Raw genomic sequence first — 11829 nt, forward strand, 5'->3', positions numbered from 1 at the left:
CAAAATTACTATCTAGTGTAGACTGGTCAATAACCAGATTAGAGCAAGATTATTTTGTGGAGTTAGACTTCTTATGGGTCACCCTCTTTTTTTATGTTTTCATTAAGTTGTAATTGAATTTTGTGAAACTAAATAAATGTTATTACGTAAAGTAAACGAATACATTCATCCTACCTTAATTAAGACTCTGAGAAAATCTAGAAAGGATAGGTAGGGGATGAACTGTCCGTAAAAGTCTGATAAGTGCAATAAGAGTTTGCGTGACTAACCATTAGTGGGTGATGAGAAAAAACTCACTGATAGAAGTTTTCTTGATCAGATTAGTCAATAAGGGGGAATATGATGTTGGTTGAGCCGCAAAGTAGGATTTCAGAAAGAGCATTAATCGTATGGAAAATTTCAGGTGCCATTTATTCTATTTTATTTTTGTTATTGGCAGGAGGAATAACTGGTTTAACGATTGCATTTAATTGGCCCGTTTGGATTAGTATCGTGGCTATTATTTTATTTCTTTTTTTCACTTATTTTATAGTGTTTCTTTTTCCAATCTTACGCTGGAAACGATGGAGATATGAAGTGCGTGAGCAGGAAATTGAGCTTCAGCATGGGATTTTTGTGATTCAACGTACGCTCATCCCAATGGTTCGTGTTCAACATGTAGATACACTGCAAGGGCCTATTTTAAGAAAATACCATTTAGCTTCAGTTACAATCTCCACAGCGGCTACGGTCCATGAAATACCCGCTTTAGATTTGAAGGAAGCAGAAGAAATGAGAATTTCTATTTCGAAGCTTGCGAGGGTAGCTGATGAAGATGTCTAAACCGAAACGACTTCATCCAGTATCTGCAGTTATAAACTTCTTGAAATCATTAAAGGAATTAATTTTTCCATTTGTTTTCATCTTTCTATTTGGTGGGAATGGGATTAGTTTCAACTTTTGGCAAGTCTCGTTGGCTGTTGTTTTTATACTCCTTTCACTCGTTACCGGAGTACTATCATGGCTTCGATTTACGTACCGAGTTGAGGACGGAGAACTTAGAATTGAATCAGGTTTGTTTGTGAGAAAGAAACGCTATATTCCGTTTGAAAGGATTCAAAGTCTTGATCTTTCTGAGGGGATTTTACAACGTCCATTTGGCCTAGTGAGAGTAAGGGTGGAGACAGCTGGATCAAGTGGTTTAAAAGATGCTGAAGCGGTTTTGACAGCGATCACTAAAACAGAAGCAGAGGCAATCCAGGATATTCTTGCTTCAGTAAAATATACTGAACGAGTAGAAATGGAAGATGCAGCGGACGAAGCTGAGGTTATTTATAAAATTAAGCCATCGCAACTTTTGTTATTAGCTTCTACATCAGGAGGAGCAGGGGTTGTGATTTCAGCAGCTATCGCGTTTATTGCTCAATTTGATGAATTAATTCCATATAAAAAGATGTTTGAAGAATTGCAAGGGTTTATTTCAAGTGGGGTTGTATTTGTGAGCACCATTGTATTCCTGATCTTTTTGCTAGCTTGGTTGGTTGCTGTAGTGGGAACGATTATGAAATATGCTGGTTTTACAGTGAAGAAAGTAGATGACGATCTAATTATATCAAGAGGGTTACTAGAAAAACGACAATTGACGATCCCTCTAAATCGGGTGCAGGGGATTCTTATTTGTGAAAATATAATCAGACAACCTTTGGGGTTTGGGTCTGTATACATAGAGAGTGCAGGAGGATCACAGGAAGGAGACGGTTCGAAGGCGCTTATTCTGCCGATTATTAAGAAAAAAGAAATTGCGGGTCTGTTATCTCCTTTTTTAGCTGACTATCATTTTCGTCCTGACATCGTACCTTCTCCAAAGCGGGCTTTAAAAAGGTATATGTTTCGCAATTTAATCATTCCATTGTTCATTGTAGTTGTTTCATTAATTTTCTTCCAACCGTGGGGATATTTATCACTGTTACTTATTCCTGTTGGAGCTATCTGGGCTTTTCTAGAACATAAAGATGCTGGATGGAATGTGCAGCATCAACAATTAACGCTAACGTACCGTGGAATAGTTAAAAGGACTATTTTGATGAAAAAAAATAAAATTCAATCACTATCTGTGAGTAGAAGCTACTTTCAGAAAAGACAGGAACTTACCTCAATTAAAGCAACTATAAAATCAGGAATAGGAGGTTCAGGAGGAACTGTTGTGGACATTGAAAAAAGGGATGGCCACAAGGTTTATATTTGGTATAAACATACTTAATCGAGTGGTTGGCTCCATAAGAATAGAGAGGAGACTAGTGCCGATGTGTACATTAGCATATTTAAAGGGAGTCGAGTCTCTTAGGGTCAGCCTTTTTTTCGTAATGCAATAGCACCAATTAGGAACCCTGACAGAAGGCCGAAAATATGGGAAATGATATTAATATTTGGTTGAAGGAAGGTCATGATAACACTAATGACGGCAATGGTAATAATGAGTTGGCTGTTGTCCTTTGAAAGTAGGCTCTTGCGATAAATAACTAAGCTGATATACATACCGAATAAACCAAAAATTGCTCCACTAGCCCCTACATGAATGTATGTAACAGGTTCAATGAATAAAGTGGCGATATTTGCTGAAATTCCGGTGATCAAATAAATCGCTGTAAAGCGAACGGGTCCTAGTATTCTTTCTAAAGCAGGTCCAAAAAGAACAAGCGAAAAACTATTAAAAAGTACATGAGAGAATCCGCTATGTATAAAGATAGGTGTGACGAGTCTCCAAAGTTCTCCCTGCCAGATATACAAATTAACGCCTGCTAAATATTCAAACACTAATGAGTTGGGGAATATAGGTAATGATGTTAATAAAAAGAATATAATATGGATCAGAACAATCAAAGAAACGATAGGATAATAACGAATAAATTCTTGGAAGCTTTCTGTTCTCGTAAACATATAATCCCTCCTAAAATTTATTTTCTTAAATCATACCATAGCCCTTCTTAGATCAAAACTGAAAGGGCTCTTGCTACAATGTCCTCTGTCCTTTTTCGGTGGCTGACATCGGTATGTTAATAAATATTATTATAGATAGAAGGAAGATGCAGAATGATTGCTGGTATTGGACTTGATATAGTTGAATTACAACGGATAAGAAACATTTCTGAGCGTCAAATAAAATTTGTGGATCGTATTCTTACTTCATTTGAGAAAGAAACGTATCAATGTTTAACTGAAAAAAGACAGGTGGAATACTTAGCAGGAAGATTTGCTGCTAAGGAGGCGTTTGCAAAGGCAGTTGGAACAGGAATTGGTGAAAGTTTATCTTTCCTTGATATTCAAGTAGAAAATGATGAAAAGGGAAAGCCATTTATTCGTAAGCCACAGCAAGAAGGAATACACCTTTCTATTACGCACAGTGCTGAATATGCAGTAGCACAAGTAATCATTGAAAAGGAGTGTTAGGATATTGGGTATTCAAAAAGTTGAAGGAATACTCCTTGCAAAAGAAGAACGTTTTTTTATGCAAGGACAGTGAAAAAATTCTTTCCTTATTTGAGCTGAAAAAAGCTTTAGTTTCCTGATAAAAGGAATTATAAAGAAGACTTCCATCAGTGGGGGTTTTCTTCATCCCCCATTGATGGTTAGTCACGCGAAGCCTGATTGTCTTTTCTAAGAGCTGAAGCTCTTAGAAAAGACCTTATCGCCCTTATCGCCCTTATCGCCCTTATCGGATCTTAACGGGCAGTTTGATCCCCAACAATCCTTCCTCGATTCTCTCGAAGTCTTGAGGTAGGGGTCTTACTGTCCGTTAAGACGGGATTAAATAATAAAAGAATATAATAAAATGCCTTTAATCCCTTTCTTTTAGTCCGTCATATTATACGAGGTTGTCTCATATATTCATAGTGCAATAGGAGAGACAAGGCTAGGTAACTTCTGCTTTTAGTTTTCTCCTTCTAGGTTGAAATGAGACAAAGGGGTTGAAGGAATGAAGAAAAAGTTATTCATGCTGGCTTTAGGGCTCATGATTGTCCTTGTATTATCTGCCTGTGGAGAAAAATCACAAGAAGATGTCTTGAACACGCTAGGAGGGAAGGTGGATGAGTTAGCAGGTTATAAGGCAAAGGCAAAAATGACCTTACAAATGGGAAGTGAACCACATACGTATGATGTGGAGATTTGGCATAAAGACCCTAACTTCTATCGGGTTGACTTAAAAAATGCCAAAAAAGATCAGAACCAAATGATCCTTCGCAATGAGGAGGGGGTCTTTGTATTGACGCCAGCCCTAAACAAGAGCTTTAAATTCCAAAGTGATTGGCCACAAAATAGTAGCCAAGCGTATTTATACGAGTCACTTGTAAAGGATATTATAGAGGACAAAGAAGCGAAGTTTACAGCGACAAAAGATCACTATGTGTTTGAAACAAAAACACGTTATCAAAACAGTAAAATGCTCCCTTATCAAGAAATTACCCTAAATAAAAAAGATCTAGCACCTATAAGTGTAAAAGTAATGGATACTGATCGCAATGCACTTGTAACTGTTGAATTTTCTAAAATGGATTTTAACGCTAGCTTTGATAAAAATGACTTTAACGTACAGAAAAATATGACAGGTGCCCAACTCGATAAAACCGTCATGGCCGATTTAAAGGATCAGGAGTTTTCAGTTAAGTATCCGGAAGAAATGCCTGGTGTTAGTTTAATTAGTGAAAAAGAAGTGGAAGTGGAAGATGGGAAACGAGTTGTACTCACTTATGAGGGTGAAAAGTCGTTTACATTAGTTCAAGAAAAAACAACCGTCATGCCTGCTACAGCCGGACCAACCAATGTGACCGGAGAACTTGTTGATTTAGGATTTACTATTGGAGCACTGACAGATAATAGTCTCACTTGGACAAATAACGGAGTGGATTATATGATTGCCTCCAATGATTTGACTTCTGAAGAAATGGTGACAATTGCTCGTACAGTTCAAAGCAATGCGGTAAAATAAGGAAAGGAACAGGCTCGGAATAAAGAGCCTGTTTTTATTTTAGGATTTGCTCAGGTATAACGAGATATTTATACTCAAAAGATCCTCTTAACCTATTTGACAAGCATTGATTCGAGTCTGATAATATAACGTATGTAGGTGCTTGCCGACTTTAGGGAGGGTCAACTGGAAAAATGGGGGAACAGAGATTTTATCGTGATACATGGGCAGAAATTAACTTAGATCATATTTATTATAATGTACAATCATTGAAGCGTATATTACCGGAGAAGGTGACCTTGTTTGCAGTTGTAAAAGCAAATGCGTATGGGCATGGTGATGTTCAAGTGGCACGTACAGCTCTTCGTGCCGGTGCCTCTTATTTAGCAGTTGCTTTTATTGATGAAGCAGTTGCTTTACGAAAGAAAAGGATTACTGCACCGATTCTTGTTTTAGGTGCCTGTCGACCAGAAGATGTTGAATTGGCTATAGAGCAGAATATTACATTAACCGTTTTTCGAAAAGAATGGCTGTTAAAGGCAAAAGAATGTTTAAAAACGAACAAACAGGTTCGTGTTCATATAAAGATAGATACTGGAATGGGTAGAATCGGTGTAAGGACAAGGGAAGAGCTTAAAGAAATTGAGAACTTCATTAGAGAAAATCCTTGCTTCTATTTAGAAGGGGTTTTTACCCATTTTGCAACAGCAGATGAATTAGATCGAACATACTACAAACAACAGTTAACCTTATTTAATGGTCTATTGAAGAGTTTTCAACAACTTCCTGATATCGTGCATTGTAGTAACTCGGCTGCATCCCTTCGATTTCCAGAAAGTTATTTCAATGGCGTCCGCATGGGGATTTCCATGTATGGGTTAAGTCCCTCGCTCGAAATGATACCTGTATTACCTTTTCAGTTAAGAGAGGCCTTTTCTCTACGGACAAAACTCATTCATGTGAAGAAAATGAAGCAGGGTGAAAAAGTGGGTTATGGGGCAACCTACGAAGCGGGAGAAGATGAATGGATTGGAACATTGCCAATTGGGTATGCTGATGGATGGATTAGAAAACTTCAAGGGCAAGATGTTTTAGTGAATGGAAAACGAACACCTCTTGTGGGCAGGATTTGTATGGACCAATCGACGATAAAACTTTCTTCGTGTTTACCGTTAGAAACGGTTGTTACGCTTATTGGTACACAAGGGGATGAGACAATTTCGGTTAATGAAATTGCTGGGAAGTTGGAGACGATTAACTATGAGGTCACTTGTATGGTATCTAATCGAATTCCACGCGTATTTATGAAAGAGGGAGAAGTAGTGGAAGTGGTCAATGGATTGCTTTAATGAAAATCAGGAGGGTTCCCAGTTTATTTGTGGTATAATTCATTGGAGGAAAGATTGTTTTAAGTGAGAATCCCAACATATTCTAGATAATAAAGCGTATGTATGCATAAAAGGAGATTTTTTTGGACTTAATATTGTAGAATTCTTGAATAGTCTTTGCATTAGGTTAAAATAATGATATTATAAAAAATGGTAGAGTGAATTGGTGTGTATTGATGGTGGAGGTGTAGAGTTGTGTCTGAGTCAAGTGTAACGACAGAGATTATGATAAAATTACCGCAACATCTATTAAGTGAGTTAGACGGTTTTGTCAAACAAGAGAATGTAAATCGTAGCGAATTTATTTATCAAGCAACAAAAATGTATTTGCGTGAACGAAAAAAAAGACATATTCGTGAATCCATGAGACGAGGCTATATGGAAATGGCCAAAATAAATTTGACGATTGCATCTGAAGCATTTCAAGCAGAATATGAGGCAGAACATACAGTTGAACGTCTAGTAAGCGGAGGATAATCCTTTGATTGTCAAACGTGGAGACGTTTATTTTGCGGACCTTTCCCCAGTTGTTGGCTCAGAACAAGGCGGGGTACGCCCTGTACTCGTCATTCAAAACGACATCGGGAATCGGTTTAGTCCCACAGTAATTATTGCAGCAATTACAGCGCAGATACAAAAAGCGAAGCTGCCTACGCATGTTGAAATTGATGCGAAACGTTATGGCTTTGAAAGGGATTCGGTCATTCTATTAGAGCAAATTCGTACAATAGATAAACAACGCTTAACCGATAAGATAACTCATCTCGATGATGAAATGATGGAAAAGGTCGATGAAGCCCTGCAAATTAGCCTTGGTCTTATTGAATTTTAAACTTCTTTATATGTAAACGTCCTTATTTAATATAGGGACGTTTTTATTTTGGCAAAGCTGTGTTAATGATTGCGATTGAAAATAGCCTTTGGTATACGTGGGCATGTGTTTTATTCTATTGAATAACTTAATGCCCGCGTATACCAAAGGCTTTTGAAGCACTGACAAAATAGCCTTGTGACTTTGTAGAAATTTGTCTATAGATTCAATAGAGTTGTGGTTGTGTATCGCATGTGTTTTTTTGTTAAAATAAAAAATAATAATAACCATTGGAGGCTGTACGATTGGAAAAAACCATAGATAAAAAAGAGTCATTATATCAACTAATCGCATTAGAGCAATCTCTTTCCATTAAACAGGTAAAAAATGTGATTGCGATGCTTGATGAAGGGAATACCGTTCCGTTTATTGCTCGTTATCGAAAAGAGCAAACGGGATCTTTAGATGAAGTGCAAATAAGGGATATTATGGAAAGATCACAGTACATACAGAACTTAGAACAGCGAAAAGAAGAAGTGATCCGACTGATAGATGAACAGGGGAAATTGACTCCTGAACTAGAGCAGAATATTGTGAAGGCAGTTAAGTTGCAAGAAGTTGAAGATTTATATCGTCCCTATAAACAAAAAAGGAGAACAAAGGCCACTATTGCAAAAGAAAAAGGATTAGAGCCGTTCGCTCAGTGGTTATTAACTTTTCCGAAAGAAGGAGCACTTGAGGAAGAAGCTAGTAAATACTTTTCAGATGAAAAGGGAGTTATGTCCATTGAGGACGTTTTGGTAGGTGCCAAAGACATTATCGCGGAAATGGTTTCCGATGAAGCTGAAAGTCGTAAATGGATTAGAAGAGAAACAAGTAAAAAAGGTGTGATTGAGTCCACTGTAAAGGATGCAGATAAAGACGATAAAAAAGTATACGAAATGTATTACTCTTATGAGGAACCGGTTAGCAAAATTGTTCCTCATCGTATTTTGGCGTTAAATCGAGGAGAAAAAGAAGATATCCTCCGCGTAAACATTAAGCCAGATGTCGAATTTATCCTTCAATATTTAAATAAAAAATGGATACGTAATTCAAGTTCTTTTGCTGCGAATATTATTTCTGAAGCCGTTGAGGATGGGTATAAACGCCTCATACAGCCATCGATTGAACGAGATATTCACAATGAGTTGTCAGAAAGGGCGGAAGCGCAGGCCATTCATATCTTTTCAGAGAATTTACGTAAGCTTTTGTTGCAACCACCGTTAAAAGGAAAGGTTGTCCTTGGTGTTGATCCGGCTTATCGGACTGGTTGTAAATTAGCTGTTGTTGATGATACGGGAAAGGCATTAATGATTGGTGTTATTTATCCTCATTCATCTGCTTCAAAGGCAAAAGAAGCAAAAGAAAAGTTTATTCATATTGTTAAGCAATATAACGTAGAAATGGTGGCAATTGGGAATGGGACTGCCTCCCGTGAAACAGAACAATTTGTAGCGGATATTTTAAAGGATTTACAAGAAGAAATATTTTATTTAATTGTGAACGAAGCTGGGGCAAGTGTATATTCTGCTTCTGATATAGCGAGAGCGGAGTTTCCTGATTTGCAGGTTGAGGAAAGGAGTGCAGTCTCGATTGCTCGTCGCCTTCAAGATCCGTTAGCTGAACTTGTGAAGATTGATCCGAAATCAGTCGGGGTTGGTCAGTATCAACATGATGTATCGCAAAAGAAGTTGTCTGAATCTCTTACGTTTGTCGTTGAAACGGCTGTTAACCAAGTAGGGGTGAATGTAAACACTGCATCTCCTTCCCTTTTACAATATGTATCTGGGCTTTCAAAAACAGTTGCTAATAATATCGTAAAAAAGAGAGAAGAAGAAGGGAGATTTACTACGAGAGCTCAGTTAAAGAAAATTCCTCGTTTAGGGGCTAAAACATTTGAACAGGCTATTGGCTTCTTAAGAGTCGTAGGTGGGACTGAAGCGTTAGACCGAACAGGGATCCATCCGGAAAATTATGAAGCTGTTAAAAATCTATTACAGTCTCTTGGTTTTCAATCTGCTGATCTTGGTGCAGATGAATTAAGAAAGGCCCTTACGACGATTGATTTAAGGGAAACGGCTGAAAGGTTATCTATTGGAGAACTCACGTTGCAAGATATTGTTGAAGCATTGATGAGACCAGAAAGAGATCCGCGTGACGAATTGCCGACTCCACTGCTCAAAAAGGATATTCTTAAGTTGGAAGATCTAAAGGAGAATATGGAGCTGCAAGGTACGGTTCGTAATGTAGTTGATTTTGGTGCTTTTGTCGATATTGGTGTAAAACAAGATGGGCTCGTACATATTTCTAAATTGAGTCGTCAATTTGTTAAGCATCCACTTGATGTAGTATCAGTAGGAGATGTAGTGACCGTTTGGGTTGATTCCGTCGATTTGAAAAAAGGCAGGGTGGCATTGACAATGCTCTCACCCAATGAGGCATAAGCTGACCTTGATTGATTAAATGAGTCAGTTCTTACCATAAAATAAAGTTAGAAAGGAAATAGGATAATGCAACGCGAAGTTAGTTATGCCTCCGCGTTGCATTATCCTATTCCTGCTCCTTATATTGTTTGTTGCAATGCTATAAAAGTGGTTAGTACTTATGTGGCTAAGGGTGAGTTTTATATATTGTGATCAGTTGTTCATGGAGTTTAATTACTCTATTGAAAATATTTTTTTTTATAGAAAAACCAACATTGATTTAACAGTTTAATTTGATAACGATTTTTTTCATAAAATGCTTTTTTTATTTGACTTTGAAACCAAGTAGGCATGCGATGACCTCCCGGATTAAAATCTCGATAAGTAACTCTAATTAGTTTATGCTTGCATAGGTTGTCAGGTTCATTGTGATCGGAAAGGGGATTGAATTAATGTGAATGATCAAGAGTTGCAAAGTTTAGTTGAAGAGATTTCTTGGAAGTATTTTAATAAAACTTTTCGTCATAAAGCTATTTTTAATCGCCGACTCAAAACGACAGGTGGTCGTTATTTATTAAGCAATCATAACATTGAAATGAATAAAAAGTATTTTGAGCAGTTTGGTAAAGATGAATTGGTTGGGATTATTAAACATGAGCTCTGCCATTATCACCTTCATTTAGAAGGGAAGGGTTATAAACATCGAGATCATGATTTTAAAAGGCTATTACATGAGGTTGGGGCTCCAAGGTATTGTTCACCTCTTCCGGAGGCTGTAGAAAAAAGAAAGAGTAAGAGGGTATTAACCTATATATGTTCTAAGTGTAAGTGGGAGTATAAAAGAAAAAAGAGAATCGATACAAATAGATATGTGTGTGGTAGTTGTCGAGGTGAATTAATTTTAATTGATGGTTGACGCTTTTTCTATTTGGTGGTATATTGTTATCTTGTAATTAACGATTCAATGGTTGTTCTGATAGTTTTTGAAAAAAATAATATTTTTTCTTGACTTTCATGCAAAGTATAAATATAATATAAAGAGTCGATAATGAAATCGATGATTTTTCACAGTAACAGAGTGGTAGAGGAACATAATACTTTTAAGGTTGCTTCATTAAAAAGTGATCTTTCAGGACGAAAGACCACTAACTTGATTTAAAAAGATATAATTTCTTATTCCGCAGTAGCTCAGTGGTAGAGCTATCGGCTGTTAACCGATCGGTCGTAGGTTCGAATCCTACCTGCGGAGCCATTAGGGGAAGTACTCAAGTGGCTGAAGAGGCGCCCCTGCTAAGGGTGTAGGTCGCGCGAGCGGCGCGAGGGTTCAAATCCCTCCTTCTCCGCCATAAATTCATTATGGCCCGTTGGTCAAGCGGTTAAGACACCGCCCTTTCACGGCGGTAACACGGGTTCGAATCCCGTACGGGTCACTTTTTGAAAGAAAAAAGTATCTAGTAGATACTAATAACAAATATCAATATGGTCCGGTAGTTCAGTTGGTTAGAATGCCTGCCTGTCACGCAGGAGGTCGCGGGTTCGAGTCCCGTCCGGACCGCCATAAATATTCTTGTTGGGCTATAGCCAAGCGGTAAGGCAACGGATTTTGATTCCGTCATGCGAAGGTTCGAATCCTTCTAGCCCAGCCATTTTTATTTTTGAGCCATTAGCTCAGTTGGTAGAGCATCTGACTTTTAATCAGAGGGTCGAAGGTTCGAATCCTTCATGGCTCACCACCTTTAGGCTGTGAGATTAAAAGTTGGGTCGTAATTTTGATTTCGATATTTAATATGCGGTCGTGGCGGAATGGCAGACGCGCTAGGTTGAGGGCCTAGTGGGGGTAACCCCGTGGAAGTTCGACTCTTCTCGGCCGCACCAAAAAAAGTTATTGACATTTGAAAGATAATTCGATAAGATATTAAAGTCGTTCATTCATAGAAAAATCGAGTATCTGACTAGCTCATCTGGGCACGCTATTTATTTTTAAGGCGGGAAGTAGCTCAGCTTGGTAGAGCACTTGGTTTGGGACCAAGGGGTCGCAGGTTCGAATCCTGTCTTCCCGACCAGGAAGAATTTTATTTTAATAATGCGGGTGTAGTTTAGTGGTAAAACCTCAGCCTTCCAAGCTGATGATGAGGGTTCGATTCCCTTCACCCGCTCCAATACAAATTGCTCTTTGAAAACTAAACAAACAAAAACGTCAACATTTTATATTTTAGTCTTTTT

Annotated in this window: 11 protein-coding genes and 9 tRNA genes; 18 read left to right on the top strand and 2 right to left on the bottom strand. The window is 37.9% G+C overall.

The window, feature by feature from the left end:
• The first annotated feature begins 342 nt into the window (after positions 1-342).
• Positions 343-822, top strand: coding sequence for a PH domain-containing protein (locus JMM81_RS19020; protein ID WP_256243128.1), 480 nt, complete (start codon positions 343-345; stop codon positions 820-822).
• Positions 809-2239 carry a PH domain-containing protein gene (locus JMM81_RS19025; protein WP_309143509.1) on the top strand — a complete coding sequence of 477 codons (1431 nt, stop codon included), beginning with the start codon at positions 809-811 and terminating at the stop codon, positions 2237-2239. Before JMM81_RS19020 ends, JMM81_RS19025 begins: the two co-directional genes overlap by 14 nt.
• An 86-nt stretch (positions 2240-2325) precedes the next feature.
• Here the strand turns inward: JMM81_RS19025 and JMM81_RS19030 are convergent, their stop codons facing one another.
• Complete coding sequence (locus JMM81_RS19030; RefSeq protein ID WP_256243121.1) at positions 2326-2916, bottom strand: rhomboid family intramembrane serine protease; 591 nt, start codon at positions 2914-2916, stop codon at positions 2326-2328.
• Between the two features lie 153 nt (positions 2917-3069).
• Here JMM81_RS19030 and acpS point away from each other — a divergent pair, with 153 nt between their 5' ends.
• The 6 genes from acpS (at position 3070) to JMM81_RS19060 (ending at position 9627) form a co-directional block, all read left to right on the top strand.
• Positions 3070-3426 carry a holo-ACP synthase gene (gene acpS / locus JMM81_RS19035; RefSeq protein WP_256243122.1) on the top strand — a complete coding sequence of 119 codons (357 nt, stop codon included), beginning with the start codon at positions 3070-3072 and terminating at the stop codon, positions 3424-3426.
• A gap of 526 nt (positions 3427-3952) precedes the next feature.
• Positions 3953-4963, top strand: coding sequence for a LolA family protein (locus JMM81_RS19040; RefSeq protein ID WP_256243123.1), 1011 nt, complete (start codon positions 3953-3955; stop codon positions 4961-4963).
• Positions 4964-5136: 173 nt separating this feature from the next.
• Positions 5137-6291 (top strand): alanine racemase, encoded by a 1155-nt coding sequence (alr, locus tag JMM81_RS19045; protein ID WP_256243124.1) that lies wholly within the window; start codon positions 5137-5139, stop codon positions 6289-6291.
• Positions 6292-6525: 234 nt separating this feature from the next.
• Complete coding sequence (locus JMM81_RS19050) at positions 6526-6807, top strand: CopG family ribbon-helix-helix protein (protein ID WP_150442114.1); 282 nt, start codon at positions 6526-6528, stop codon at positions 6805-6807.
• A gap of 4 nt (positions 6808-6811) precedes the next feature.
• The gene (gene ndoA / locus JMM81_RS19055) at positions 6812-7162 is read left to right on the top strand and encodes a type II toxin-antitoxin system endoribonuclease NdoA (protein ID WP_019156408.1); all 351 of its coding nucleotides are present in this window, start codon (positions 6812-6814) and stop codon (positions 7160-7162) included.
• Positions 7163-7446: 284 nt separating this feature from the next.
• Entirely contained in the window at positions 7447-9627 is a 2181-nt protein-coding gene (locus JMM81_RS19060) for a Tex family protein (protein WP_256243125.1), read from the top strand.
• 218 nt (positions 9628-9845) lie between these two features.
• Here the strand turns inward: JMM81_RS19060 and cmpA are convergent, their stop codons facing one another.
• Positions 9846-9959 carry a cortex morphogenetic protein CmpA gene (gene cmpA, locus JMM81_RS19065; protein WP_256243126.1) on the bottom strand — a complete coding sequence of 38 codons (114 nt, stop codon included), beginning with the start codon at positions 9957-9959 and terminating at the stop codon, positions 9846-9848.
• 101 nt (positions 9960-10060) lie between these two features.
• Here cmpA and JMM81_RS19070 point away from each other — a divergent pair, with 101 nt between their 5' ends.
• The 10 genes from JMM81_RS19070 (at position 10061) to JMM81_RS19115 (ending at position 11765) form a co-directional block, all read left to right on the top strand.
• On the top strand, positions 10061-10522 hold the full coding sequence (locus JMM81_RS19070) for a SprT family protein (RefSeq protein ID WP_256243127.1): 462 nt from the start codon (positions 10061-10063) through the stop codon (positions 10520-10522).
• A gap of 261 nt (positions 10523-10783) precedes the next feature.
• Positions 10784-10858 (top strand) — tRNA-Asn (locus JMM81_RS19075).
• Positions 10859-10861: 3 nt separating this feature from the next.
• Positions 10862-10952 (top strand) — tRNA-Ser (locus JMM81_RS19080).
• A gap of 12 nt (positions 10953-10964) precedes the next feature.
• Positions 10965-11036, top strand: a tRNA-Glu gene (locus tag JMM81_RS19085).
• Positions 11037-11087: 51 nt separating this feature from the next.
• Positions 11088-11164, top strand: a tRNA-Asp gene (locus JMM81_RS19090).
• Positions 11165-11177: 13 nt separating this feature from the next.
• Positions 11178-11252 (top strand) — tRNA-Gln (locus JMM81_RS19095).
• Positions 11253-11263: 11 nt separating this feature from the next.
• Positions 11264-11339: transfer RNA gene (locus tag JMM81_RS19100), tRNA-Lys, on the top strand.
• A 56-nt stretch (positions 11340-11395) separates the two neighbouring features.
• Positions 11396-11481 (top strand) — tRNA-Leu (locus JMM81_RS19105).
• Between the two features lie 111 nt (positions 11482-11592).
• Positions 11593-11669: transfer RNA gene (locus JMM81_RS19110), tRNA-Pro, on the top strand.
• A 22-nt stretch (positions 11670-11691) separates the two neighbouring features.
• Positions 11692-11765 (top strand) — tRNA-Gly (locus JMM81_RS19115).
• The last annotated feature ends 64 nt before the right edge of the window (positions 11766-11829 follow it).

Origin of the sequence: Bacillus sp. V3B, from assembly GCF_024494465.1 — a bacterium.
Classification (GTDB): Bacteria; Bacillota; Bacilli; order Bacillales; family Cytobacillaceae; genus Bacillus_BD.